This window comes from Streptomyces niveiscabiei (assembly GCF_033794345.1).
Classification (GTDB): Bacteria; Actinomycetota; Actinomycetes; order Streptomycetales; family Streptomycetaceae; genus Streptomyces; species Streptomyces niveiscabiei.
The window spans coordinates 339,635-366,449 of sequence record NZ_JARAYJ010000002.1 but is presented as its reverse complement, the minus strand read 5'-3'; the positions used below and the strand labels follow the sequence as shown (position 1 = coordinate 366,449).

Sequence of the window (26,815 nt, the reverse complement as noted above, 5' to 3'; positions counted from 1 at the left end):
TTCCCCGTCACCCCTCAAGTCGGCTACGCGTCCAGCCGGGACCGTCTCGCCACTTCTGCCGCATTATCAATGCCGCAGGCCCCGACTTGATCCTCCGTCACGGTCCCGCACCGATTTGCTCCTGTCAAGGGAGTCCCCAATAGTCTCCGAAGTCGCGGACCCGGTACCGGAAATAATCTTGGGACGTTCCGGACGGGGGCTGTGAGGAAGCAAAGCGTCCGGAAAGAAAAATCTGTGCGGACATGCGAAAACACCGCTCCAGCACGCCACCCCGGGTGGCGTGCGAGCGGGAACATGAAGAGGGTCGGGCTAGTCGCCCCGGCCCGTCGCGGCGACGGTGACGCCGAGGGCGATCATCGAGAGACCGCCGAGCCCTCCGACGAGGGAGAGTCTCTTCGGCGAGCGGGCGAACCACTGCCGCGCGGTGGCGGCGGCGAGACCCCACACGGAGTCGGACGCCACGGCGATGATGTTGAAGACGAGACCGAGCAGCAGCATCTGGAGGGCCACGTGCCCCTGGTCCCGGTCGACGAACTGCGGCAGGACGGCGGCGAAGAACACGATGGTCTTGGGGTTGGCCACCCCGACCGCGAAGCCCTCCCACAGCGTCCGCATGCCGCCGTAGGTGGGCCCGTCGCCCGTGAAGGAGTCCTGGAGCGCGCCGCGCTGGCGGAACGCCTTGACGCCGAGGTACACGAGGTAGCCCGCGCCGAGGAGTTTCAGGGTGGTGAAGACGACGACCGAGCGCTCGACCAGGGAGCCGACCCCGAGCGCTACGGCGATGACGAGCAGATAGGCGCCGATCGTATTACCCGCGACCGTGGTCAGCGCGGCCCGGCGCCCTTGCGCCAGCGCCCGCCCGATCACGAACAGCACGCTCGGCCCGGGTATCACGATCAACAGGAAGGACATGGCCGAGAACGCCAGTAACCGGTCTGTGGACAGCATGAACCCCATGTAACCATGCGTGTCTCTGAGGCCACAAGAACGCTCGGGACCTGCCCGGACCGCCCCGCCGGGCCCGCTCCGGGGCCGTGTGGAGCCGCCCGGCGACAGCGTCGAACCCGCCATCGACGACCACTCGTCCGCCTTCCCCGCGTCACCTCCTCACCCCCTCCCCTGTTGAGCCTCCGCAGGACAAGCGTCGGCCCCGCCCCGAGCGGGGAGCGTTATGGACATCGGCCACCGATGGGGAGTGAGGACCAGCGATGCGCGTTCCGATGACGATCGCGGACTTCCTGGACCGCGCGGAGCTGGGCTTCGCCGCGAGTCCGGGGGTGATCGACGAGCCGGACCAGCCGGCGGCGCCGGTCGCCGGCACCACGTACGGCGGGCTCGCGGAGCGCGTGCGCGCGTGGCAGGCCGGGTTCGACCGGCTCGGCGTGGGTGAGGGCGAGCGCGTGGCGGTGGTGAGCCACAACTCCGCGCGGCTGCTGGAGCTGCTGTTCGCCGTGCCGATGAGCGGACGGATCTGCGTACCCGTCAACTTCCGCCTGAAGCGCGAGGAGATCGCGTACGTCGTCGAGCAGAGCGGCGCCTCGGTGCTGCTGTTCGACGCCGACCTGGCGGACGCGGTCGCCGGCATCCCCGTACCGCACCGCTTCGTCCTCGGCGAGGAGACGGACTCGGCGCTGATGCGGTTCGGGGTCGAGCCGCGTCCGTGGGCGGAGCCGGACGAGGACGCCACCGCGACGATCAACTACACGTCGGGAACGACCGCGCGCCCCAAGGGGGTTCAGCTCACGCACCGCAACATCTGGGTCAACGGCCTGACGTTCGGCCTGCACACGCGCGCCTGGGAGCGGGACGTCTACCTGCACACCCTGCCGATGTTCCACTGCAACGGCTGGGGGATGCCGTACGTGATGGCGGGGCTCGGCGCGAAGCAGGTCGTGCTGCGCAAGGTCGACGGGGCGGAGATCCTGCGCCGGGTCGCCGAGCACGGGGTGACGCTGATGTGCGGGGCGCCGGCGGTGTGGGGCACGGTGCTGAACGCGGCGGCGGGCTGGGAGGGCGAGATCCCGGGCCGGGACCGCGTCCGGCTCGTGTGCGCGGGCGCGCCTCCGCCGAGCCGGCTGATCCAGCGCGTGGAGGAGGAGCTGGGCTGGGAGTTCACGCAGATCTACGGCCTGACCGAGACCTCGCCCCTGCTGACGTTCAACCGCACCCGCCCCGAGGACATGGCCCTGCCCGCCCGTGACCGCGCCCGCAAACTCTCCCGCGCCGGGGTCCCGGCCCTCGGCGTCAGGCTCCGGGTGTCGGACTCCGGCGAGGTGCTGGCCCGCTCGAACGTCGTCCTGGACGGCTACTGGGACAAGCCCGAGGAGAGCGCCGACGCGCTCGCCGGCGGCTGGTTCCACACCGGCGACGGCGGCACCCTCGACGAGGCCGACGGCCATCTGACGATCTCCGACCGCAAGAAGGACGTCATCATCACCGGCGGCGAGAACGTCTCGTCGATCGAGGTCGAGGACACCATCTTCGGTCACCCGGCGGTCGCCGAGGTCGCCGTGATCGGGGTGCCGGACGACTCGAAGTGGGGCGAGACCGTCAAGGCCCTGGTGGTCCTCACGGAGGGTGCCGAGGCGAGCGAGGCGGAGATCATCGCGTACTGCAAGGAGCACCTCGCCGGGTTCAAGGCGCCCACGAGCGTCGAGTTCCGCGCGTCGATCCCGCGCACGGCGACGGGCAAGATCCAGAAGTTCCGGCTGCGGGCGCCGTACTGGGAGGGGCGCGAGCACCGGGTCAACTAGGGATGATCCTCCGTCCTCCGGAAAAGTTCGCCCACGGTCTACTTTGACCGTGGGCCGACAACGTTATGATCCCGTGCGCACGTTTCCGGCCGACCGGGGGTCGGCTTTCAGCCACCGGAGGCGTGCATCCTCTTGACCAAGGAAGTGATATGACCTCACAGGTCACACGGGGGCCGGGACACCCGCACCTCATATGGCAGCGCGCACTCGCCGTCGCCGCCGGTCTGATCCTGACGATCGGCACCCTGCTGTTCACCGGCGCCGGACCCGCCCGCGCGGACGACGCCCACGAGCTCACCTACACCCTGGCCTCCGTCGACAAGGGCTCGGCCGAACCCGCGGCCTGGCAGGTCGCCGCGATGGCCGAGTGGCGGTTCGCCCAGTACTTCGCCTTCGACACCGACTGCAAGGGCCCGCTCAAACCCGGCGCCACCTGCATGCTCACCTACCTCGGCACCTCGAACCCGGTGCAGGTAACCGACGTGTACACCACCGGGTTCCGGCTGGTGTCGCTCCCGGGCCACTCCGAGGGCGCGGGCCGCACCATCGTGTTCTCGATCGAGCGCACGGACAGCGCGCTCCTGCTGCACGTCCGGGCGGACGGGCCGTGGAGCCTCAGCGAGTGGCTCACCTACACGTCCCCGGTCGGGAACATCATCTGGGACCAGTACGCCAAGAACCTGTCCTACGGGATCACCCACGGCGAGTGGCACCAGTGGGCCTACCCGGACGGCTTCCTCGACCACCTCGACTCGCAGTGCCGCTACCCCGTCGACCTGTCGCGGGGCGCCTACATCCCCTGCGAGATGGGGCACATCTACTGGCCGTGGCAGTACGGCCCGCCGGACGGGCAGAACACCTGGGGGTGCGCGGCGCACGGCACGGCGGTCTCCCCGGCCGCGAACCGGGCGATCGACGCCGCCTGTTCACAGGTCGCCGCCGGCACCTGGTACAGCTGGGGCGGCGGCCACGGCGGCTCGCCCGGCGCCTCGTACGGCTTCGTCGACCAGTCGGACCCCGTGCGCAGCAAGAACGACCCGTACCGCAAGGGCTTCGACTGCTCGGGGCTCGTGCGGTGGGCCTGGGCGCAGGCGACCGGGTACGACGTCATGGGCAACACCACGGCCGCCGGCATCTTCAGCCTGCCCGGACAGCGCCTGGGCACCGACACCTCGGCGCTCAGCCCCGGCGACCTCGTCTTCTTCGGCCGGCGGTCGGTGCACCACGTGGCGATCTACCTGGGCGCGGGGAAGATCGTCGAGGCGCGCGAGTCCGACACCCACGTGATGGTCTCGGACCTCAACAGCCATGACATGACCGACTACGCGGGCGGACTGCGGTTCATGGGCGGCATGGGCTCGGGCAACCACGTGACGTGGGGCACCGGCATCAACGTGCGCTCCGCCCCGGCCCGTTCGGCCTCGGTGGTCACCACCTTCCCGGGGCCGACGGCCGTGAACATCGACTGCCAGAAGCACGCCGAGTCGGTCACCGCCGAGGGCATCACCAACGACGTCTGGTCGCACCTGCCCGACCTGGGCGGCTGGATCAGCAACATCTACGTCAAGGGCGGCTACTGGCTGGACGGGGTTCCCGACTGCGGCGGCTCCACCGGCTCCGGGGAGCACTCCACCTGGGGCACCAGCGTCAACGTCCGCTCCACGCCGTCGCGTTCGGGCTCGCTGGTCACCACCTTCTCCGCGCCCACCGCGATCCACATCGACTGCCAGAAGCACGCGGAGCCGGTGACGGCGGAGGGCATCACCAACGACGCCTGGTCGCACCTGCCCGACGTGGGCGGCTGGGTGAGCAACATCTTCGTCAAGGGCGCGGCCTGGCTGGACGGCGTGCCGGACTGCGGCGGGGGCACCTCGCCCGGCTCCAACAGCACCTGGGGCACCGACGTCAACACGCACGCCCACCCCAGCACCACGTCGGACGTGAAGAACACCTTCAGCGGCCCCACCCAGGTGAAGATCGGCTGCCAGAAGCACGCCCAGTCGGTCACCGCCGAGGGCATCACCAACGACGTGTGGTCCTACCTGCCCGACTACGGCGCCTGGATCAGCAACATCTACCTCAAGGGCCCGGCCTGGCTGGACGGCGTGATGGACTGCACCAGGCCCCCGGCCCTGGACCCCGACACCGGTTCGGGCGGCGGCACCAGCGCGGGCGCCGACGGCATGTTCAGCACGTGGGGCACCGGGGTGAACACCCACTCCCACCCCAACACCACCTCGGACGTGAAGAACACCTTCAGCGGCCCCACCCAGGTCAGGATCGGCTGCCAGAAGCACGCCCAGTCGGTCACCGCCGAAGGCGTCACCAACGACGTGTGGTCCTACCTGCCGGACTACAAGGCGTGGATCAGCAACATCTACCTGAAGGGCCCGGCCTGGCTGGACCGGGTCATCGACTGCACCAGGCCGCCGGCCCTGGACCCGGAGACCCGGGCCTGACCGCCGCGCGGTGACCTGACGGCGCCCGGGCATCCGCTCCCTCCAGGGGCGGGCGCCCGGGCGTCGCCGGTCAGGCCGTGCCGATGGCCTCGCCCCGCACGAAGCCGGTGAAGCGGTCGGCGAACTCGGCGCTGACGTACAGCTTTCCGCCGTTCCGCACGAAGAGGTGGAGGTGCTTCGCCAGCCAGTCCTGGAAGAGCTTTCCGTCGCGGTGGTCGTCGAAGGCCTTACGGTCCTTCCAGGCGCCGAGGAAGATCACCTCGTTCCTGGTGGGCGGCGGCAGGGAGCCGTCCACGACGGCGGTGTGCAGGCAGTACATGTACGTGTCGGGTTCCCCCTTCTTCACCTGTTCCACCAGGTCCTTGAGCGCCGCGACGGCCTCGTCCCGCCTGCCCTCGACGTGCCACCACTTCGTGACGATGGAGATCATCCGACGCCTCCCGCCATCTCCTCGGTCAGTTTCTCCAGCTTCTTGCGCTCTCCTGGGGTCGCCGCGTAATGGAAGCGCGGGCACAGCCTGCGCTCCGGCCTCGCCGGGTCCGGGGTGCGCATCAGGGCGACGGCCCTGTCCTTCAGCGTCCGCATCCCGTGCACGGCGAGGAGCAGCGGATCGACCTCGCGCTCACCCTTGGGCGCGAGCTTGTCCTCGACCTTGCGTTTCCCGCCCGCGAAGGCGAGGTACAGGTCGTCGACGACCCGCGTGTACGCCAGGTCGAACCGGTTGAGCGCGACGCCCTCGGGGCTGCCCGGCGTGCCCGCCGCGTCGTACTTGACGTAGAACGCCGGGTGGACCGCGTCGTAGTCGATCGGCACGAGGGAGCCCTTCGGGGTGTCCTTGGCCTTCTGGTCGCTGCGGAAGCGGCGGCCGGTCTGGAGCTCCCGGAAGCGGGCGTAGTGGGAGTACATCTGCCAGCCGTTGTTGAGCCTGTCGCTGTCGGTGACCTTCTTCGCCTGTTGCCGCAGGTACGGCTCCGGCATCCCCTCGCCCTCGTCCACGATCATCTTGATCGCGTCCAGCGCGCTGCTGCGGCTGGTGACCTGGATGGCCCGGCCCGCGCCGCCGTAGTAGTGGGTGGCCGCCACCTGGTTGCGGTTCTTGAAGTCCGATTCCTTGCAGACCTTCGACGTGGCCTCCAGCGCGGTGCTGATCGCCGCGTAGAACTCGCCGATGGTGGCGTACTTGTCCTCGACGCGTTCGACGTCCGTCAGCGACCGCGCGCCGTGGAAGGGGTCCTCGATCCTGACGAAGCTCGCCACGGCCCCGGGGCTGAAGGGGGCCAGGGCGAGTTCCCCGATGCCGGAGACGACGGGGTTCCTGGCCGGGTACTCGGGGACGGGCTTCAGGTTCTGCCACGTACGGAAGGTGACCGGCTTCGTGCTCGGCTTCTCCCCGAGGGCGTTGAGGACGTTGGCGGCGAGCGTCATGTGGAGCATCTCCTCCATGACCACGCTGCGGATCGTCTGCGCCGCTTCGGTGTTGGTGCCGTCCTTGATGGAGTAGAGGGCGGTGAGGTAGACGGGGATGGTGCTCAGTTCCAGGCCGACGGCCAGTTGCAGGGCGGCCTTGAGCTCCGGCAGGTCCTTGATCGGGTCCGGTTTCCTCGGCGGCGGCGTGCTCACGCGAACAGCTCCTTGGCGATCTTGTCACCCGTGCGCAGCGCCAGGGCGGTCATGGTGAGGGTCGGGTTGGAGGTGCCCAGCGTCGGCATGCTGCCGCAGCCGACGATGTACAGGTTGGGCAGGTCGTGGCTGCGCTGGTAGTCGTCCACGACCGAGGTCTTCGGGTCCTTGCCCATCCGGTGGGTGCCGACGACGTGGCCCGCGCCGGCGACCCAGTAGGTCACGCCGCCGTACTCCACCGTCATGGGGTTGCTGGTGTCGTAGTGGCTGTAGTCGCCGGACTCGTACTCGGGTCGCCTGACCTTGTTCGCGATGCCGAGCGCGGTGAACAGCTGCCGGTTCGCCTCCGCCGCCCAGGGCAGCGACGCCCTGACGTACTCGGAGAGGTCGTAGTGGATGACCGGGCGGTGTTTGCCGAGCGCGTCCCGGTAGGCGTCGTCGATGGTGACGCGGTTGCGTTCCTCGGGGTCCTGCTCCAGTTCCCAGGCGATCCGGAACTGGCGGGGCACGATCTCGCCGATCCTCCTGCGCAGGTTCTTGCCGTAGAGCTGCGGCTTCTCGCCGCCGCCGACGAGGTCGAGGACGGTGTCGTAGGGGGCGTTCTCCGGGAAGTTCCAGCCCCAGTTGCCGATCTCGACGCGGAAGGCGGTGCGTTCGTCGCGGAAGGCGCCGTCGCGGAAGGCGGGGATGCCGGAGGTGGAGCCGGGGCCCCGGTAGGCGCCGACGGACTCCTTGAGGAGGCCCCAGGTGAGCAGCAGGGGATGGTCCATCAGGTTCCGGCCGACCTGTCTGCTGCGGTTGGCGGCCTTGGAGGCGAGCAGCAGGGTGGCGTTCTCGATGGCGTTGGCGGCCAGGACGTAGGTGCGGGCGGTCACGGTGTGCTCGGTCGGGGGGCGGCCGTCGTCGTAGTACCTCTTGTACCTGATGCCGGTGACGTTCCCCGTGGCGTGCGTCACCTCCATGGCGACGGACTGGCTGCGGATGTCGACCCTGGCCCTGGTGCCGTCCTTCTCGTTCTTCTTCAGCTCCCAGGGGTATCTGACGATCAGCTCGTACAGGGTCTTGAGGGCGTTGTACTTGGCCTGGACGGGGCAGATCGGGATGCAGCTGGAGTTGCCCTCGCAGCGCTGCCCGCGTTCGGCGTTCCCGGCGGCGCCGACGATCCTGTAGTCGGGGTCGGTCGGGGTCGAGTTCCGGGCGACCGGGGTGTTGCTGATCCGCACCGGGAACTTGTACGTCGGTTGCGCCGCGCTGGGCAGCTCGACCGTCAGCTTGCCGATGGTCTTCTCGATGTACCGGTCGAGGTAGCTGGAGGGGATCTCCTCCATGGGGAAGCGGTAGAGCCCGTTGGTGAACTTGGGGTTCTCGCTCTTGAAGTACTCCCTCGGCTTGTCCTTGATGCCCGGGTAGTACTGGTGGTCCACGTCCGCCGCGACGCCGATGATGTCCCACTCGGCGCGCTCGTAGTACGGCTTGAGCTGGTCGTAGGTCAGCGGCCAGTCGACGGCCCGCTTGTAGACGGTCCGCATCCTGAAGTCGTTGGGCAGCATCCGCAGGCAGGTGCCCAGCCAGTGCAGGGTGGTGCCGCCGAGCGAGCGGGCGTAGTCGCTGCCGAAGGGCAGCGGGCCCTTCTGGACGAAGTACCCCTGGTCGCTGGTGACCGTGTTCCCCTGGGCGTCCTGGACCGGCCTGATGTCCAGCACGTCCGGCTGGGGGGCCGAACTGCTCGCGGGGTAGGGGGCGTTGGGGACCTTGACGAGCGCCTCGTGGTACGCCTCCACGTAGGTGTCGTACTTGTCGGCGCTCAGTGCCGTGGCCCGGCCCGCCTCCAGGATCAGGATCCTGGGGAACTTCTTCTTGTTCTTGTTCTTGTTCTTGTTGGCCTCGTCGATCACGGTCTTGGCGACGACGGCCCCGGAGATGCCGCCGCCGACGATGACCAGGTCGTAGTCGGGCGGAGGGGGATTGCTCATGGCTCTACCTCACGGTCGAGGGGATCGGGCGAGGGGGCGGGGTCAGGGGAGCAGGGCCGGCGGTTCGGCCCAGGAGCCGAAGCCCGGGGGCTTGGCGCCCATCGGGTGGGTTCCGGCGGCGGTCCAGACCAGGCCCTCGCGGTGGCCCTGGCTGGAGACGACGTGCTCGACGTCGTCCGCCGTGGACCCGAACCGGTCGCGGTAGGCGGCGGAGAGCGGGTACCAGCGGCCGAGGTACCAGAGCTTGATCAGGCTGACGGCGACCGGTCCGAAGCGGGGGCTCTCGACCACCGCCTTCCTGAAGGCGGGGCCGTCCTTCGCCTGCTTGCGGCGGTCCTCGGCGAGCGCGTCTTCCGCGTACCGGAACAGCTGCCCGGCCTCGCGCTCGCCGATCATGCGCAGCAGCGTGGCGTAGTACGTGTCGACCATGCCGGTGCCGCCCAGCTCCGCCCGGTCGAAGCCGGTGAGTTCCACGGAGATGTCGGTGAAGATGTTCTTGGGGGTACGGGGTGGTGGTGGCGTGCCGTTGACCATGCGGGCGCTCCTGTGCGGGAGGTGGAGGGGTCAGACGAGGGTGCGGTTGAGGGGGCTCAGATCGAGCGGGCGGGACAGGTCCGGCTCGAAGGAGGAGTCGACCGACTGCTGGAACCTGAAGAACCCGTCGGGGTCGGCGGCCTTCTTGATCCGCCGCAGCTCGGCCAGGTTCTCGGTGCCGTAGTAGGCCGTGGCCCACTGCTCCTGGAGCGGGTCGATGTAGTTGACGTAGGCGCCGTGGAAGTCCTGCTTCAGCGACTCGCCGAGGTCGACGGCCCACTCGACGTTGGCCCGGGTGTCGGCCGGGTCGTCCCAGATCGTCTTGAGCTCGAAGACGTAGCGCTTGTCGCGGTGCGGATAGGGGCCCTCGCCGGCGAGGGCCGGGTCGTTCACCTTGCCCCGGCCGTGGGTCCACACGACGAAGCTGTCCTTCGACGGCGCGGCGGTCATCGCCTCGCGGACGGCCTTGATCATGCCCGGGGTCCAGCCGCTCTCGCCGATCATCCCCGAGCGGATGTAGGCCAGCCGGTCGCCGACCAGGGTGGAGCGGCCGATGGTCATCTCCAGCTTCGGCAGCGGCATCGAGTACAGCCGTACGTCGATGGGGTTCAGCTTCAGCATCGGCTGGAGGAGTGCCGCGCCCTCGGCGTACGCCCCGTTGTGGACGGGGGTGATCCGGAAGACCGGGATCTTCCGGGTGGGTTCGGCCGGGTCGGGTTCGTGGCCGACGTAGCCGTACGCGGCCATCGCCCCCGGGAGGTCCCTGGCCCAGGTGTCGTAGGCGGCGATGACCTCCTCGGCCCGCTCCAGCGGGTAGTGGAGGGAACCGCCGAGCACGGTGGGCGCGGGCGGCTCGTGCAGTCGCAGGGTCATCTCGACGGCGACGCCGAAGTTGCCCCCGCCGCCGCCCCGGCAGGCCCAGAACAGCTCCCGGTCCTCCTTTCGGGGCGCGTCGGCGGTCAGGGTGCGCAGCGCGCCGGCGGCGTCGACCAGTCTGATCATGGTGACGTTGTCGCTGCCGAGGCCGTAGGAGCGGGAGACGAAGCTGTAGCCGCCGCCCTGGAGGAACCCGGGCAGCCCCACGGTGAGACAGCCGCCGCCGACCGGGATCAGCGGGGCCGCCGCACGGTCGACGTAGCCGTACACGTCGCTCCAGAGGGCGCCCATCTGGACGGTCAGGCGTTCGTGTTCCCGGTCCAGGGTCATGGCCTTCATCAGCCCGAGGTCCAGGACGATCCCGCCCCGGTTCAGGCAGTACCCGGCGGCGCTGTGGCCGCCGCCGCGCACCGTCAGGGGCAGCCCGGTGCGCTGGGCGAACCGGATGGCGCGTGTGACGTCGGGGTAGGAGTTGGCGCGGACGACCAGGGCGGGGGGCGTGCGGGTGCGGCCGTTGTCGATGGCGACGGCCTTGGTGTACTCGGCGCTGCCGGGCTCGCAGAGGTAGCCGCTCAGCTTCCGGGCCAGTTCGTCGACGGCGGTACGGAACTCGGCCACCGTCACACCTCCGTGACCTTGCCGAACGCCTTGAGCGCGCTGAGGCTCGGGACGAAGAAGTACTCGCCGCCGCGCATGGTCACCCACCGGCCGACGGCCAGGGGGAAGGTGTGGCTCATCGGCGCCGGGGGGTTGTGCGAGAAGTCCAGCTGGTTGTGCGAGCCGTACTTCTTGGGCCAGGGCTGCGCGACGGCCGTGGGGGGCGGCGTCGTCTTCTGGGGCAGGGTGCCGATCACCGGGTCGAGGCCGCTGTGCGGGGTGAGGAAGTCCTGGTAGTTCGCCCAGGCCGCCTGGATGAACTCGAACTGGTCGGCGATGCTGCTCTGCGCGCACAGGAACAGCAGGCCCACCTTGCCGTCCGCCGGCTTCGGGTCCAGGGTCACCTTGCCGTAGCTGATGCCCCGGCGGACGATCCGGTTGCTGCGCTCCTGGGTGAGGGGCACCCCGAACTGGCGTTGTTTGTCGCCGCGCGGGTTGGTCTTGCGGACGTGCGCCTGGAAGGGGCAGCGGACGCCGTCGACGTCGCCGTCGAAGGTGAAGTTGTTCGGCTGGGCGCCCAGGCCCGCCTCGTCGCGTTCCAGCACCGGGGTGCCGTCCTGGAACCGGCCCACCATGTACGCGCCGGCCAGCGCGGTGTACCCGGCCACGACCGTGGGCGGGGCCGGCTTCCGGTGGCCGTCGTGCTCGGCGAGTTCCTTGGCCAGCTCCCGTTCGCCCGCGCGGAAGCCGGCCACGTTCTGCTCCAGCTTGCGGTACACGAAGTACGAGCCGTAGCCGGTGGACCTGTCGCCCCCGGGGTCCTTGAGGAGGACCTGGTCGAGGGGGGCGCTGGGGTCGTACCGGTCGATGCCGCCCTGGCGGGCCCGGGCCCGGTCGATGTCGTCGGCGAAGAACAGGGGCTGGCTGATGCCGTCGACGAAGCCGAAGTGCTCGCGGACGGGGGCGTCCTTGTTCCACTTGCCGGCCGCGTCCAGCCGCATGGCGGCGCCGGTCTCCTCGTGGAGGTGGAGCGCGAGGTCCTTGAGCTGGCCCCTCAGCTTCTTCATGAGGGGGCCGAGGCGTGCCTCGGCGTCGTCGTCGGCGGCGATGACCAGGGCGTGCAGGGTGTTGCGGAACCCCGGCTCCCACTGGTCCTTCTTCGGGTCGTTGAGGAGGTCCGCGCGCTTCTCGGCGCCGTCGCGGAAGGCCGGGTCGTCGGGCATGGCGTCCTTGCCCAGGGCCAGGTCCCGGTAGCCGGCGGCGGAGACCAGCACGCCGACGAAGACCGCGCTGGAGTCCAGGATCAGCCGGCGCTGTTCGGCGGGCGTGAAGGCGCCGTTCTCGCCGATCGTCGTCAGCGTCTCCCGGTAGGCCCGCGCCTCCTCGCGCTGGGTGAAGGCCGAGGTGACGGCCAGTGCGGCCAGCCACTTGCGGGCCTTGTCCCGTTCTTCCTTCGTGGTGGTCCTGAAGGTGATGAACAGGTGGCGGCTGTGGTCGCGTCCGTGGCTCTTGAGGATGTTGCCCTGGAGGTCCTTCAGGACGGCCCGGAGGTCGGCCTGGGTGTTGCGGGTGGGAGGGATCTCCTTGATGTCGGGATTGATGGCTGTCTGTCTCAGGTCGATTGCCATGACACCCTGACTCACCCCGAAAGCCCATCCACAATCAGGGCGGCCACCCCGCCTCTCCCGGGCACGGAAGACGCGCGGGCGTCACGACGTGCGCAGACGGACCGTGGCGCGAGGTGACGCACATCACCGGACATTCACCCGGCCGGAGCAGACGCGATCACCCCAAACCCGCCACCCGGGTGAGACGCGGCGAACACCTGACCGGTTACGGAATCGCCCGTAGCGCAGATGTACGACGACCGGACGCGGGTGGGCCGCGCGGGTGAGGAGGAAACGTTCCCGCGTGGACGTCCCGTGCCGTCCCCGCGGAAGGGGCCGAGGCCGGTGGCTAGCGTCGTCGCGCAACGCCCCCCGCAGCGCCCCGGAGAGGAATGCCGTGTCCGTACCGACGACGATCGACCACACCGCCACAGAGCACAGCCCCCGCCTCGCGTACGCCATGGCCGAGGCCGCCGCGCTGGCTTACCAGGACGAGGCGACGGTGGCGGCCACCGCGCGGGAGTGGGGCTTCGGGCGAGTACGCCATCACCGCACCCGCTTCACCCCTCCCTTCCCGCTGGAGGACACCCAGGCGTACACGATCGCCAGCGACCAGATGATCATCACGGCGTTCCGGGGGACGGAGCCCGCGCAGATCCGGGACTGGCTCTCGGACGCCACCACCCCGCCCTGGCCGGGCCCGGCCGCCACCGGCTACGTCCACTACGGCTTCGGCCAGGCCCTGGAGTCGGTCTTCCCCGCCGTCGAGGAAGCCGTCGCCGCCTTCCGGGACAACGGCCAGAGCGTGTGGTTCACCGGCCACAGTCTCGGCGGTGCCCTCGCGATGCTGGCCGGCTGCCGCATGTACCTGGAGGCGCCCCGCCTCCGCGCCGACGGCATCTACACCTACGGCCAGCCCCGCACCTGCGACCGGCTCCTGGCCGCGTCCTGCAACAAGGGCTTCCGGGAGCGGCTGCACCGCTACGTCAACAACAACGACATCGTCCCGCAGCTTCCGCCCGAGCCCGCCTACACCCACGTCGACACCCTGCACCACATCGACTCCACCGGCCGCGTCCGCTCCACCATGCCCCCGCTCGGCCTCCTCGCCGACCGCCTCCGAGGCGCCACCGCCGACCTCCTCGCCCCCACCGGCGACGCCCTGCGCGACCATCCCGTCAAGCGGTACGTCGCCGCGATGGAGAAGAACCTCACCTGACACCCTGCGGGGACTCCCCCAACAGGAGTCCCCACCCGGCACCACAGCCCAGCGCCCGCCCGGCTCGGCCCCAGGCCGTCACCGGTACGAAGGAGCACACCGTCGTCGCCGTCCTCCTGGACACATCGTTGACGCCGGACGAGCGGGCCGTCCTGGGCGAGGCCATCACCGCGACGTACCAGCAGGCGGGCATCACCTCCGACCCGCGCACCTGAACCCGCCCGGCCCCGCTCCTCACCACCGTCCTGCGCCACTCGAAGAACCGCACCGCGGCCAACCTCGCAGCCCGGCTACGGCCGTTCGCCGCCGGCGCGTTCTCCACCCTCCTCGCCGGGCCCACGACCACCCGACCCGAAGGCCACCTCGTCGTCTTCTCCCTGCGCGACCTCACCGACGAACTCAAACCCGCCGGCACCCCGCTCACCCTGGACACCATCTGGAACCAGATCTCCCACCCCACCTCTCGCCGCCCCCGGCTGACGACGGTGGACGAGGCATGGCTGCTGATGAAGTCGGCGGCCGGAGCCGAGTACCTCTTCCGGATGGCGAAGGCGTTCCGCAAACGCCGGGCCGGGCTGATCGTGGCCACCCAGGACACCGGTGACCTCCTGACCGCCGACCGCGGCCAAGGCTCCTGGCCTCCGACACCCACCGCGTCGCCTTCGAAGCCGTCGCCTCCCCCACCGAGCACCATCTCGTCACCACCAACCCCGCCGAACTCGCCGCCTACGCCGAGACCAACACCCGCGACGACGGCCAGGACGGCGCCTTCGCCGACCGCGTCCCCGAAACCCCGCCCGGCAAGGAGATCGACCTCGGCGAGATCTGAACACCTCCCCTCAACACCCTTTCCCTGAGAGGACTTTCATGTCGTCTCACCCGACAGGGCACCCCCCTGCGCCTGCTCCCGTCCGCCCCGCGCGCCTGCTCACTACCTACACCTGGGCACCGGTCCGCGCCAAACACCAGGCCAACCTCCGCTTCGTCCTCGACGACCTCCCCGACTGGGAACAGGCCATGACCGACGAACTCGGCAGAAGGAAGTTCCGCGGCGTCTGGGTACGCATCCACGACTCCGGGGACTTCTTCGCCGACGAAGCCGCCATCACCACCGCCGGATGGCACTCCCAGGACGCCAGCGCCCCCTCGCCGTCCTCGACCCCACCCCCGTCGGCATCCCCGCCAACCGCATACCTCTCACTCGCCGACCGCCCCGTTGTGCCCCAACGCCCCCCTGCCTCACGGCTGGGCGAACAGGGCGTCACCCATAGCTTTGAGCAGCGTTGAGAGGAACCTCTGCCAGAAGGACCGTCGGGGGGACCACCACAGAACGGGGCCTGATGTCCAACCACTTGTAGACGACGGCCAGGGGGGCGACGAACGCCGTGGTCAGAGAGAGCGGGACCACGGCGACGTCCCACCAGGTGAAGCAGAGGCCGTCCGCCGTCCCGCAAGCCTGCTCACTGTGCTGAACGGTCCAGGAGAAGAAACCACAAGCACCGAGTGCGTTCGTTCCCTCGGCCTCAGTCTTCGCTATTTTACGTTAAGACATGGGTAAATTTTCTTAACGTGATATGACGTCAGACCGCGCCACTGAAGTCGCCGGGGCGACGACCAGGGCGCCAATGTGGCCGCTTTGCCTGTTTTTATTGGGTATTTTCCTGCCCTTACGGGACTCCCCTCGTGTGCGTTCCATGAAGTTCCCGCGATCACGTTCAAGTTGCTTGTGCACAGATATGGTTTTACTGTCACGGTCGACCACTTAATTTTGCTTTATGTCTGTACATGGGGGGCTGTATGTGTGCTGCCACCCATGCCTGGAGGGATGTTCGGGTGATGGCTGGGATACGCAGGTCGCTTCCTGTGGCGGGGGTCGCTGCTGTTATGGCCCTGGCGGGAGTTCCTGTGCTGGCGAGTGCTGACCCTCAGCCGTCAGGGGGGACGACGACGGGCACGGCGGTCACGCCGCCGTCGGCAGTGGAGGATTTCGCTTATCCGGACGCGGAGCGGATCCAGCGTGAGGCGGGTATCAAGCTGATCCGGGGCGATGGGCACATCGTCTTCGCGGCCTGTGACGACACCGCTCAGCAGATCAAGGTCATGACTGTCCAGGGTCCGGGCGCGGACTCCCGGGACAGCTACTGCTTCAACACGACCGGGAAGAGCGGTTACCTCGAACTCAACCTTCCGCGTGTTTTCGCGCTGGAGACCGCCGACCACCCCATCGTCGCCGCTCTGAGGCCGCAGGACGACCCCAAGGCACCCGTTCAGAAGGTGACCGTGGCGAAGAACAAGTCTCAGAACGTTGGTGAGGGAGTCGTCGGCGGCCCACAGACTGTGCTGTTGGAACTGAGTGTCACCGGCTGAGGCCGTGCCTCTCGTCGTGGCCCTCTGTCCCCTCTTGTTCCCGCAGGGCTCTTCGAGGAATCTCACGTCCGGCGCTCGTCCGCGTTTCGGGCCCGCAGGCTGCCGATACCGCTGAGGCCGCGACCGCACGGCTCGACATCAGTGGCCGGCGCGCCTGTTCTGCCACCCTGGTCGCCGCGCAATGGCCGCTGACCGCAGCCGCGGTCGCAGACGGTGTGCAGCCGGTTGGTGAATCTGGTGTCCCTCACGGACCTTGACGTGGTGCTGGCTCAGTCGCCGGCGCCAGCCACCGGCGTCACCCCCGCCCGGCAGCACCCCTCAAGAAGGCGGCTCCACGTCTGGCGTGCCCTGGAGCCGCCCCTCACACGCGCCTGGCCCGGTCGGTGCGCGTCCCTCACCTGCATCGATTGACAAGACGAGAAGAGTTTGTAGTGACATATCCACGACGCGCGCAAGGCGTGGTGACAGGCCGGCGGCATACGTTGCGCGCGCTGTGTCTGGGCCTGCTGCCCGGCGCGCTCGTACTGGGCCTGCTGGGACCCGCTCCCAGCCCTGCCCGAGCCGATGACCCGGCACCGGCCGACACCAGTGTCGGTACCCCCCTTCCGGACACCGACCGGGCGAAGGTCGTCCGGCTGTGGGAGACGGGCGGTCCGGGAGTCAAGGCCGCCGCAGAGGTCGCGCTCGTCGGCGGTGACGACGACGTCAGGACATTCCTGTCCCAGGCTGCCGATCTCTCGTTCCAGGACGATCGTGTAGCCACCGCCCAGGTTTCCGGCCTCGGCGGCACCAGCCTCCAGGACGCCGCCCGCGCCGCACTCGACAGCGATTCGCCGGACACGATCAGAGCGTTCCTCAAGGACGGCTGGAAGGCCCCGCTCTTCCAGGACCAGCGGGTACGGGTCGCACAGATCATGGGCATGGGCGGCCCCGAAGTCCAGAAGGCTGCCCGCGCCGCGCTCGACAGCGACTCACCCGACCAGATCCGGGACTTCCTCACCAACGGACAGTACGACCGGCGCCGGCAGGACGAACGCGTCCAGGTCGCACAGCTCCTCACCGGTGCGGGCGCGAACGTGGGGGCCGCGGCCCGGATCGCGCTGAACGGCTCGCCGGAGGACATCCACGAGTTCCTCCAGGTCGGCCAGTACGTGGCCCGCGCCCACGACCAGGAACACGCCACGGTCGCGCAGCTCGCCGACCAGGCGGCGAAGGCGGGCAAACTGGCCGGGCAGCAGACCCGGGCCGCCCAGGAAGCGTCCGCCCGCGCGGTGACGGCGGCCAAGCTCGCCAAGGCAGCCGCGCAGGAGGCCGCCGAGCAGACCCGGGCCGCGCAGAAGGACACCCAGAACGCGGCAGCCGCCGCCTCCCACGCCGCATCAGCCGCCCAGCAGGCAGCCGACGCCGCGCAGACCGCCATCAGCGCGGCTGCCGCGGCCACCGACGCCGCTCATGTCGCGGCCGACGCCGCCTCCGCCGCTGCCTCGGCCGCGGCCGGCGCTGCCGAGGCAGCCTCCCGGGCCCGTGACGCCGCCACCGACGCAGCGCTCAATGCGAGTCAGGCAGCCACCGCACGCAAGGCGGCCCAGGACGCGCGGAACGCCGCCGCGGGTGCCCGCGCCGCCGCCACGGCCGCCGACTCGGCGCGTACCGCAGCGGCTTCGGCCGCCGTCGCGGCGACGTCCGCGAAAGGCGCGGGCAGCGACGCCGACAACGCCGCGGACGCGGCCGACCAGGCGAACACCCTGGCCGACCAGGCCGGAGCCCACTCCGACCGGGCGCAGAACGCCGCGGACGCCGCCCACCGTCACGCACGGGAGGCGACCCGGGCCGCGGATGCCGCTATCGCTCTGGCGAACGAGGCGGCCTCCGCCGCAGGCGAGGCCCGGGATGCCGCGAACGACGCCGCCGCTCACGCGGAGAACGCCGCCAAGGCCGCCGACGACGCCGCAGCCCACGCCGGACAGGCCGCGACCGCCGCGAAGCAGGCCGGTGATCACGCGAAGGCCGCGAAGCAGGCCGCCGACGCGGCCGGCGCGGACGTCACCAAAGCCCAGAAGATCCACGGCATCACCGTCCGCATCAACGCCGAACAGCTGACCGCGCGAACCAACGAGGCCATCACTCGCGCCAAGGATCTCAAAGCCCAGGAAAACCAGCGCACCGCCCGCCGACAGGCCGCCGTCCAGGAAGCCGAGGACCTCCAGACCGAGGCGGACAAACTCGCCGGACAGGCCGCCGAGCCCGGCACCGACCCGGCGAAGATCGCACCCGAAGGCCGCGCCGTTGCCCTCGCGACCGCGAAGACCGGCCGCCCTTGGAGCCAGTCCGCAGCCCTCGTGGCCCTGGCCGGCAGTGACACCGACATCGCCGCCTACCTCCGCACCGGCCGCAAAGACGCCAACACCCAAGACGACCGCGGAGATGTCGAACACCTCGCGGAAGCCGCAGGCTCTCCCGGTGTCCGGGCTGCGGCTGCTAAGGCCCTACAGGGCGATGCCACGGCGGTGAGCGCGTTTCTGGCGACAGGTCAGTACGAGGTGATGAAGCAGCAGATGCGCCTGCTCGTCGCCCAGGCACTCACCGGCGCCGGGCCGATCGAGGAGCAGGCCGTCCGCAGGACACTGGACGCCGACACCACCGACGCCCTGCGCCAGTTCCTCACCACCGGCGAGGCTCTCGCACGCACCCAGGACGAACGCGTCCGCGCCGCACAGCTCTTCGACAGCCCCGGCCCCGAGGTGCGAGCCGCAGCACACGTCGCCGTGGAGGGCCCCGCCGACCTGCTGCACGCCTTCATCACCATCGGCCAGTACAAGGCCCAGCGCCAGGACCAGCTCGCCGCCACCCACGAAGCCCAGATCCAGCAGCTCATCGCCCACGCCGCCGGAATCGCCGCCACCGCCCAGAAGAACGCGGCCGACGCAGGCAAAGCCGCAGCCACCGCCGCCAAAGCCGCAGCCCAGGCCGCCGGCTACGCCAGACAAGCCGACCAGTCCGCCAAGGACGCCCAGAAGTATGCCGCCCAGGCCGACGACTACGCCGACCAAGCGGACCGGTCCGCCAAGGCCGCCGCCGCGTCAGCCGACACCGCCAGCAAAGCACAGCTGAACGCGGAGAACGCCGCAGCAGCAGCCATCACCTCGGCCACCCAAGCCCGGTACTCCGCTGACGCCGCCCGCGGCTCCGCCGACTCTGCCTGGGCAGACGCTCAGGACGCCAGGGCTTCGGCCACGGCCGCGGGCAAGGACTCCACTGCCGCAGAGCAGGCGAAGAATGACGCCTACCAGACCGCAGTCGCCAAACAGCACCAAGCGGAGGAGGCATGGCGGAAGCTGGCCGAGAGCCTGAAACAGAAGCAGGGCCAGCAGGATGATGACGGCAGCTGGATACCGGACTGGCTCAAGAACACCGCCAACACCATCGGCGACTACGGCCAGGCGTTCTGGGACAACAGCCCTCAGCTCGCGGCCGACCTCCTGGAGAGTCTCGGCGGCGCCGCCCTGACCGACATCGGAGTCGGGGAGGGCGTCATCGGCGGGGGCGGCGGACTCCTGCTGTGCCCCGAGACAGTGGGCGCCGGCTGCCTCGGAGCTGTCGCCGCGGTCAGCGGTGGCCTGGCCGCGGCCGGAGGCGGCCTCGCCATGGCCGACAACGGCATCGATCGCTTCAGCGACGACCTCGGGCGAGCCCTCCGTGAAGCCCGGGAGCAGAGCGCTTACGAGGACATCACCAGTCCCGGTGCCCGCATGCTGAACAAGTCGACGGACGTCGGTCCCGTGGAGTTCGGAGAAACCCTTGAGGCCAATGGATGGGTTCGCACCGACAAGGGACCGAATATCATGTACGAGAAGGACGGGGCGAGGTATTTCCTGCGCGGAAAGGCCAACAGCCACGAGGGATGGACGGCGGACTACTACAATCCAGGGTCCAAGAAGGCCGATATCAAGATCAGGCTTGGTGAGGACTGATGGCAGAGGCGAACTCGATTGTGACCGATCTCAACGAGTACCTGCATGTTCGCTCCCGCAGTGCAGCCACCTTCGACCTTGACGCCCGGTTGCCCAACCGGGTCTTCAGGGAAAATCCAGGAGACTCACTTTTCTGCGAGTTCGATGCCGTCCTCACCCCGGAGTTCTGGCCGGCGCTCTGCACAATGGCCCGGTGGCACGGTGACGAGCACATCGGCCTGCTGGTTCTTGAACCGGATTGCGATGCGTTCTACGTCTCGGAGTATGGGATGCACCCGGCAATGTCGTTGTCCGTCGAGGCTGACGCGGACGATTATTGGGCTGCGATCGGTTACGAGCCGGACGGCGACATCATGGGGTCGATCGCAATCTCGGCGAACGTCATCGCCGTGACCGGGCCCTCCGGAAAATGGGGGTGCTGGGGTGAAAGAGATCCAGAAGTCGCAGTTTTCCGGGGTTTCCCGAACGCAGTTGCACGCAATGAATGGTGCACGCAGTTCGGGCCCTTCCTGGAGGTGTCGGGCGCGTTGAAGTCATACCTTCCGTTGACCTTCGCGGGTCGGACCGTCCCGGACGAGTACGCCGCAACCTTGACCGCCAACTACGGCCCTACGGGCAGTCGTGATTCATCGCCGAGTCCCGTGATCCGGCCTGAGGGCTGAGAGTCACACGGCAGGACGCTCCTGCTGAGATCGAGCTGTACCCGCAGAACGTGGCCTGTCGGACGAGCACCGACGGGCCCATGCGGGCCGGTCCCGCCGGCCGCCCCACACCCATGCTCGCCCGGCTGCCTGCCACGGCACCGCTGCTGTACCTGTCACGCCTTGCCGGTCTTCCCCTGACCGCGCCCATCCGTAGGAGTACTTCCTCATGCCCCGTTTCCCCGCCCGCGCCGCCCTCGGCGGAGCCATAGCCGCCGTGGTGGCCTCAACTGCCCTGACCGGTACGCCGACCCAGGCGCTGGACGGAACGGTGCCCGCAGCCTCGGCGTACGCGTTCACCGCAAAGCTCGCCATCGGTAACACCTTCCGCTCCTGCACGGGCACCCTGGTCAACGCGCAGTGGCTGCTGACCGCGAGCAGTTGCTTCGCCGCCGACCCGTCGGCCGGTTTCACGGTCGCGGCGGGTGCGCCGAAGTGGAAGACGACCGCGACCATCGGCCGCACCGACCTCACCACCACCGCCGGACAGGTCCGCGACGTCGTCGAGCTCATCCCCCGTACCGACCGCGACCTCGTCCTCGCCAAACTCTCCGCCCCCGTACGCGGCATCCTGCCCCTGCGCGCCACCACGACCGCCCCCGCCACCGGGGACACGTTCACCAGCGCCGGGTACGGCCGGACGAAGGACACCTGGATCCCCGACACCCTGCGCACCGGCTCCCTGACGGCCGGCCAGACCACCGCCACGAGTGTGGACATCGACGGCACCCCGATCTGCAAGGGCGACACCGGCGCCCCCGTCGTCCGCGACCAGGACGGACAGCGCGAACTCGCCGCCGTGGTCACCGCGTCCTGGCAGGGCGGCTGCCTCGGCTCCACGGAGACCCGTACCGGCGCCACCGCCACCCGCGTCGACGACCTCGCCACCTGGATCAGGCAGTCCACCGCCGCCACGCTCACCCCCTGGCGCCTCCAGATGGTGACGACCGCGAACAAGGACCTCTTCCACACCGTCCGCGACAGCAACGGGGACTGGTCCGCGTTCGGCGACGTCGAACGCGCTGCCGGCGGCATCGGGGACATCGCGGTCGCCGCCGACGCCGCCATCTCCGGCACCAACCACGTCCTCGCACTCGGCGCGGACGGCATCATCTACCAGTCCACCCGAAACGCCAACGGCACCTGGGTCGCCTTCCGCCCCCTCACCGCCGAACTCGGCACCCTCGCCGGGATCAAGAAGATCGCCGTCACCTCGATCGGCAGCGAACTGGGCCTGGCCGCCATCACCAACAGCCGCGTCTACCACGCCGTCCGCGACGCCGACGGCAGGTGGAGCAAGTGGGGCGACGTCACCGCGAGCCTCGGCACCCTGAGCGCCGCCCCCGTCGACATCACCGCCGCCCGTGTCGGCAATGCCACCCACGTCGGTGTCGTCACCGCCGACGGCAAGGCGTTCCACACCATCCGCAACGCGGACCGCAGCTGGGAGAAGTGGGGCGAGATCACCAGGATCCCCGGCAGCCCCGCCAAGGTCTCCGGCATCGCCTTCGCCGGCACCGGCACCGACCTCCAGGCCGTCCTCACCGAACCCGCCGGCGGCATCAAGCACATCGCCCGCGCCGCCTCCGGCGTCTGGGGCGACTTCGGCAACCTCGGCGGCATCCTCGGCACCACCCCCGTCACCGGCATCAGCGCCGCCGCCGTCGACAACGAGTTCCACACCGCGATCATCACCAACGGCCGGATCAAACACACGACACGCCACACCGACGGCACCTGGGAACCCGCCGACACACCCCCCGGCACGCCCGCCGACCCCACCACCCTCGCCCTCACCGGCAGCTGGAACTGACCCCGGCCCAAGGACGAACACAAGGTGACAGGGCCGACCCCAGATCCGGGACCGTCCCTGTCACCTGAGTCCAACCGTCGGCCTGCTCTGTCACCGACAGGGCAGCCAAGACATACCAGTGGGTCAGGTCGAACACCTACGACCACGCCGCCGGTCTCGTCGCGCAGAGACACGTCCAGGCCGATCACGCCCGGCAGTCCCTCACCGGTCAGGTAGAGGCGTGCGGTGTGCTGGTCGAGGAGGAAGAAACCGAGGAGGCATAGCTTCTCGCCGTGTCCACCCCGGTCCGACGGTTGCCGGGTGTCCAGCGTCTGGCGTACGGCCTGCCACAGGGACGCCGCCAGTACGTAGAAGGGGACGCTGTCGCCGTGCCGGGCCGGTCAGGGGCAGGTCGTGGCCGCCGAGGTGTGATGTGCCGTCCCACACGACGACGCGCCCCACGCCTCGCTGGTCCGAGGCGTTCGAGCCTTCGTCGTCCCACCGTTGCACCGGCTCCTGCCTCTCGTCGGAGGGAAGGGGCATCATGCCTCGTTCACCCTGATCGGCGACCACGGTTCGGTGACGGCATACGGGTTTTTCTTGAGCGGATCCTTCAGCCATCGCACCTGCCTGGACGTATTGGCTGGGGGTGAGCCGACCACACCGTCCCTCCGGCCCGCCGGGGTCACGTCCGCGCGAGGCTTCAACAACCCGGTGGTGGCCAGCAGCGATCCGTCGATCACGAGGGCACACAGCGGCCGGACCCACACATCAATCCGAAATCCACGCCTCCCGAAGACCCTCCGAGCGGCCTCAACGACCGCCCCCGCCCGGCCTGCTGCACATTCATTGCACACCAGGCCGGGAACTCCCGGGAAAACGAGGGAACTGGCGGGAAGTCCTCCCCACCCGCCAACGCCGCTTCCCAGGTCAGGGGACGTGCAGGTCAGGCCCAGGCCGTCACCGGGACGAAGGAGCTGTCCTGGCGGAAGGTGTCCGTGCCGTCCGCCGGGTCCACGCGGAGCTGGTAGCTGTAGTGGCGCAGGTAGGAGCCGGGGTAGTTGTAGGACTCGAAGCGGACGGCGCCGGAGGTGCTGCCCGTGCGGGCGATGAACGTGGCGTCGCGGGCGAACGTGGAGGTGCCGTCGTTCGGGTCGAACCGGCCCCGGAAGTCCCAGTGGCGCAGGTACTTGCCGGAGGCGTCGCGGAACGAGTAGCCGTTCGCGTCGGCGAGTCCGGCGACGACCGTGAAGGTGGCCGCCTGCTTGTCGGCGGCGGCGCTGGAGCCGGTGATCACGGGGAGGTTGAGCAGGGAGGACTGCTGCTCCCAGTACCGGGTGGGGTAGTTGGCGGACTGGAAGGAGCGCGTCGCGTTCCTCGTGATCGCCGGGCCGCCGGAGACGGTCTCCTTGATGACCGTGAAGTGGCGGGCCGTACCGGAGATCGCGGGCAGGGCCTTCGGCGCGGACCAGGTCGCGAAGGTGTCGTAGCTGTCGCTGTAGTAGTACTTGCCGTCGCCGTAGCCGTCGAAGTAGATCCGCCAGGCGCCGTTGTCGAGCTGGATCACCGAGGGGCCCTCGCGGTAGCTGCCCCAGCCGGCCCAGTCGCCGGTCTTCGAGATCGTGTAGGGGCCGTTGAGGGAGGACGCGGTGGCGTACTCGATGTACTTCGTCGTCTCGTTCTTCGTGAACGCGTGGTAGGTGGAGCCGGTCTTCACGATGTACGTGTCGATGTGGTTGGCGCCGATGCCGGCCAGGGCGACCGGTGAACTCCACGCGGTCAGCGCCGAGTTCGTGGCTCTCAGGCGGTACGGCGTGAAGATCCACTCGTCGCTGGTGAGCGAGCAGGAGACGATGACGTTGACGCTGCCGTCGCTGTCGACGAACCACTCCGGCGCCCAGGCCCGGGACAGGTTGGCGATCGGGACCGTGTAGTCGTACAGGAACGTCCAGTTGACCCGGTCGGAGCTGCGCGCGAACCCGATCGTCGTGCTGACGTCCTGCCAGGTGTGCGTGGTGTACGTCAGGTAGTAGAAGCCGTCGGTGTGCCGGAAGACGCTCGCGTCCCGGATGCGGTTGCTCGGCGGCGTGTACGCGGAGGACTTCGCGAGCCGGAAGTCGGTGCCGTCGTCGGACGTGTAGACGTTCACCCTTCCGTCGTCGCTGTTGAGGAACGGGACGATGGTGTACCGGGTCGCGGAACCACTGGGGGGCGCGGCGGCCAGCGCGGTGCCGAGCAGGCCGGGGGCCTCGCCGAGGACGAGGGCTGCGGCGGGGACGATCGCGAGCGCGCGCAGCAGGCTGCGGCGGGACGGCGTGGGGGGACGGTGCTGTGCGGTCATGGCGGCTCTCCCTGACACTCTGGGGGTTCGACCGACCGAACAAGGTTCGGGAAGTCGATCAGAAGGTAGGGGCGTGCATGAGACACGTCAATGGGTTGAGCACTGGCCTAACCTGTGAAGATGAACGACGTGCCGATGGTCGGGCTCATGGGGCGGGTCACGGGGGCGGTCGGGCCCGGGCTCGTCGGGGAGGTCATCGTCCGGGTGCGGGGCGGGGCGGAGCACTTCCTCGCGTATCCGGCGAACAACGGGGAGCGGTTCGAGCGGGGGACGGTGGTGATGGTGGTGGAGCATCTGCCGCCGAGGACCGTGTACGTGACGGCCGCGTACGACAGTTGAGCGTACGAAGTCCCAGGTGAGAGCCGTATTCGTCAAGGTTGTGACAAGGATCGGGCGGTCTCTTCTCCTGGGGCGCGGGCAGGCGCACACTCCCTTTCGTTCGGTGCCGAAAGGGCACCATCACAAGGGGGCGTATGCCGATGGTCATCGGCGTCGTTGCGGGTGTGGCGGTCGTCGCCGTGCTCGCCGTGATCGGTCTGTTCAAGATGATGTGGCGGGTGGCGGAGCCCAACGAGGCGCTGGTCATCTCGGGTTCGAACCATCGGACCGAGGGACTCGAAGCGGGGATGGGCTTCCGAATCGTCACGGGGCGCGGCACGCTGGTGCTGCCCGGCGTGCAGGCGGTGCGCAAGCTGTCGCTCGACCTCAACGAGACCGAGTTGCAGGTGGATTGCGTCACGCACCAGGGAATTCCGCTGAAGGTGCGGGGAGTCGTCATCTTCAAGGTGGGTGACGACTTCGTGTCGATCGCCAACGCGGCCCGCCGCTTCCTGGACCAGCAGCGGCTGATGTCGGAGCGCGTGCACAACGTGTTCGCCGGTCATCTGCGGTCCATCGTGGGCGGGTTGACGGTCGAGGACATGATCCGCGACCGGGAGAAGCTGACCGGGCAGACCCGGGCGGCGTGCGGGACGGAGATGGAGAAGCTCGGGCTGATCGTGGACTCCTTGCAGATCCACGAGATCGAGGACCCGACCGGGTACATCCAGAACCTGGCGATGCCGCACGCGGCGGCCGTCCAGCGGGACGCGCGCATCGCGCAGGCCGAGGCCAACCGGCTCGCCACCGAGGCGGAGCAGCAGGCGGCGGCGCGCATGTCGGAGGCGACGCGCGACAGCGAGATCCTCCAGGCCGGGTACCAGGCCGAGCGCGACCACGCGGCGGCGAAGGCCCGGCAGGCGGGGCCCCTCGCCGAGGCGGGTGCCCGGCAGGAGGTCGTCGTCCAGGAGACCCGCGTCGCCGAGCTCGAGGCGCACCGGCGTGAGCAGCAGCTCCAGGCGGACGTCCGCAAGCCCGCCGACGCGAAGGCGTACGAGAAGCGCACCCTCGCCGAGGCCGAGCGCGACGCGCGGATCTCCGCGGCGCAGGCCAAGGCGAAGGAGACCGAACTCGCCGCCGCCGCCGAGGCGTCCAGGGTCAAGCAGGCGGCCGGCGCCGAGGCCGAGGCGACGAAGACGCGGGGCGCGGCGTCGGCCGCGGCGACCCGGGCGACCGGTGAGGCCGAGGCCGCCGCCGCCCAGGCCAAGGGGCTCGCGGCAGCGGAGGCGACCCGTGCGCAGGGGCTCGCCGAGGCCGAGGCGATCAAGGCGCGCGCCGCGGCTCTCGCCGAGAACCAGGAGGCGGTCGTCGCGCAGCAACTCGCCGAGAAGTGGCCGGAGATCGTCCAGGCGGGGGCGTCCGCGTTCGGCAACGTCGACAACATGGTGCTGCTCAACGGGGCCGAGGGGATGGGCGAGTTGTTCGCGAAGGCGCTCACGATGGGTGGCACCGGGCTGGGGCTCGCGCGGCAGCTGCTGGCGTCGATGAATCCGAACGGGGAGGCGGCGGGGGCGAGTTCGGTGACACCGTCGGCGGCGGTTCCCGTGTCCGTTCCCGTGGCCGAGAAGGTCGCTGTCGACAACGAGTGAACACGGTACGGGAGTTGAGGCGAGCCCCACGCAGGGTT

Annotated in this window: 18 protein-coding genes and 1 pseudogene; 10 read left to right on the top strand and 9 right to left on the bottom strand. The window is 69.6% G+C overall.

What is annotated here, in order from left to right; all coding sequences use genetic code 11:
• Positions 1–309: 309 nt before the first annotated feature.
• Positions 310–948, bottom strand: a complete 639-nt coding sequence (locus PV682_RS03835) for a LysE family translocator (protein WP_319723964.1) — start codon at positions 946–948, stop codon at positions 310–312.
• A 260-nt stretch (positions 949–1,208) separates the two neighbouring features.
• Between PV682_RS03835 and PV682_RS03830 the strand changes: the two genes are divergently transcribed.
• Together PV682_RS03830 and PV682_RS03825 are read left to right on the top strand one after the other, a co-directional pair.
• Positions 1,209–2,753, top strand: coding sequence for an AMP-binding protein (locus PV682_RS03830; RefSeq protein WP_319723962.1), 1,545 nt, complete (start codon positions 1,209–1,211; stop codon positions 2,751–2,753).
• Between the two features lie 149 nt (positions 2,754–2,902).
• Positions 2,903–5,212 carry a C40 family peptidase gene (locus tag PV682_RS03825; protein WP_319723960.1) on the top strand — a complete coding sequence of 770 codons (2,310 nt, stop codon included), beginning with the start codon at positions 2,903–2,905 and terminating at the stop codon, positions 5,210–5,212.
• A gap of 70 nt (positions 5,213–5,282) precedes the next feature.
• Here PV682_RS03825 and PV682_RS03820 read toward each other — a convergent pair whose 3' ends face one another.
• From PV682_RS03820 to PV682_RS03795, 6 genes are read right to left on the bottom strand one after another with little or no spacing between them, the layout of a single operon-like run.
• Positions 5,283–5,642, bottom strand: coding sequence for a putative quinol monooxygenase (locus tag PV682_RS03820; protein ID WP_319723958.1), 360 nt, complete (start codon positions 5,640–5,642; stop codon positions 5,283–5,285).
• The gene (locus tag PV682_RS03815; RefSeq protein ID WP_319723956.1) at positions 5,639–6,832 is read right to left on the bottom strand and encodes a ferritin-like domain-containing protein; all 1,194 of its coding nucleotides are present in this window, start codon (positions 6,830–6,832) and stop codon (positions 5,639–5,641) included. Before PV682_RS03815 ends, PV682_RS03820 begins: the two co-directional genes overlap by 4 nt.
• Entirely contained in the window at positions 6,829–8,805 is a 1,977-nt protein-coding gene (locus tag PV682_RS03810) for a GMC family oxidoreductase (RefSeq protein ID WP_319723953.1), read from the bottom strand. Before PV682_RS03810 ends, PV682_RS03815 begins: the two co-directional genes overlap by 4 nt.
• Before the next feature lie 42 nt (positions 8,806–8,847).
• Positions 8,848–9,339 (bottom strand): hypothetical protein, encoded by a 492-nt coding sequence (locus PV682_RS03805; RefSeq protein ID WP_319723952.1) that lies wholly within the window; start codon positions 9,337–9,339, stop codon positions 8,848–8,850.
• 30 nt (positions 9,340–9,369) lie between these two features.
• Positions 9,370–10,833, bottom strand: coding sequence for an FAD-binding oxidoreductase (locus tag PV682_RS03800; protein WP_319723951.1), 1,464 nt, complete (start codon positions 10,831–10,833; stop codon positions 9,370–9,372).
• 2 nt (positions 10,834–10,835) lie between these two features.
• Entirely contained in the window at positions 10,836–12,440 is a 1,605-nt protein-coding gene (locus tag PV682_RS03795; protein WP_319723950.1) for a Dyp-type peroxidase, read from the bottom strand.
• A gap of 376 nt (positions 12,441–12,816) precedes the next feature.
• Between PV682_RS03795 and PV682_RS03790 the strand changes: the two genes are divergently transcribed.
• On the top strand, positions 12,817–13,638 hold the full coding sequence (locus PV682_RS03790) for a lipase family protein (protein ID WP_319723948.1): 822 nt from the start codon (positions 12,817–12,819) through the stop codon (positions 13,636–13,638).
• Here the strand turns inward: PV682_RS03790 and PV682_RS03785 are convergent.
• A complete protein-coding gene (locus tag PV682_RS03785; RefSeq protein WP_319723946.1) occupies positions 13,631–13,906 on the bottom strand; it encodes a hypothetical protein in 276 nt (91 codons plus the stop codon). The genes PV682_RS03790 and PV682_RS03785 overlap by 8 nt on opposite strands.
• A gap of 599 nt (positions 13,907–14,505) precedes the next feature.
• On the opposite strand from PV682_RS03785, the pseudogene PV682_RS03780 reads away from it, so the two are divergent.
• The 5 genes and pseudogenes from PV682_RS03780 to PV682_RS03760 all read left to right on the top strand — a co-directional run.
• Positions 14,506–14,834, top strand: a pseudogene (locus PV682_RS03780) (GP88 family protein); the annotation flags it as partial.
• A gap of 640 nt (positions 14,835–15,474) precedes the next feature.
• Entirely contained in the window at positions 15,475–16,005 is a 531-nt protein-coding gene (locus tag PV682_RS03775) for a hypothetical protein (protein WP_319723944.1), read from the top strand.
• Positions 16,006–16,436: 431 nt separating this feature from the next.
• Entirely contained in the window at positions 16,437–19,976 is a 3,540-nt protein-coding gene (locus PV682_RS03770; RefSeq protein ID WP_319723943.1) for an ALF repeat-containing protein, read from the top strand.
• Positions 19,976–20,638: a hypothetical protein gene (locus PV682_RS03765; protein ID WP_319723942.1), complete on the top strand. Its 663-nt coding sequence runs from the start codon at positions 19,976–19,978 to the stop codon at positions 20,636–20,638. Before PV682_RS03770 ends, PV682_RS03765 begins: the two co-directional genes overlap by 1 nt.
• A gap of 208 nt (positions 20,639–20,846) precedes the next feature.
• Positions 20,847–22,490 (top strand): S1 family peptidase, encoded by a 1,644-nt coding sequence (locus PV682_RS03760; protein ID WP_319723941.1) that lies wholly within the window; start codon positions 20,847–20,849, stop codon positions 22,488–22,490.
• Positions 22,491–23,415: 925 nt separating this feature from the next.
• On the opposite strand, the gene PV682_RS03755 is transcribed toward PV682_RS03760, so the two are convergent.
• The gene (locus PV682_RS03755; protein WP_319723940.1) at positions 23,416–24,810 is read right to left on the bottom strand and encodes a glycoside hydrolase family 43 protein; all 1,395 of its coding nucleotides are present in this window, start codon (positions 24,808–24,810) and stop codon (positions 23,416–23,418) included.
• Between the two features lie 120 nt (positions 24,811–24,930).
• Between PV682_RS03755 and PV682_RS03750 the strand changes: the two genes are divergently transcribed.
• On the top strand, positions 24,931–25,149 hold the full coding sequence (locus tag PV682_RS03750) for a hypothetical protein (protein WP_319723938.1): 219 nt from the start codon (positions 24,931–24,933) through the stop codon (positions 25,147–25,149).
• 134 nt (positions 25,150–25,283) lie between these two features.
• On the top strand, positions 25,284–26,777 hold the full coding sequence (locus tag PV682_RS03745; protein WP_319723936.1) for an SPFH domain-containing protein: 1,494 nt from the start codon (positions 25,284–25,286) through the stop codon (positions 26,775–26,777).
• Positions 26,778–26,815: the final 38 nt, after the last annotated feature.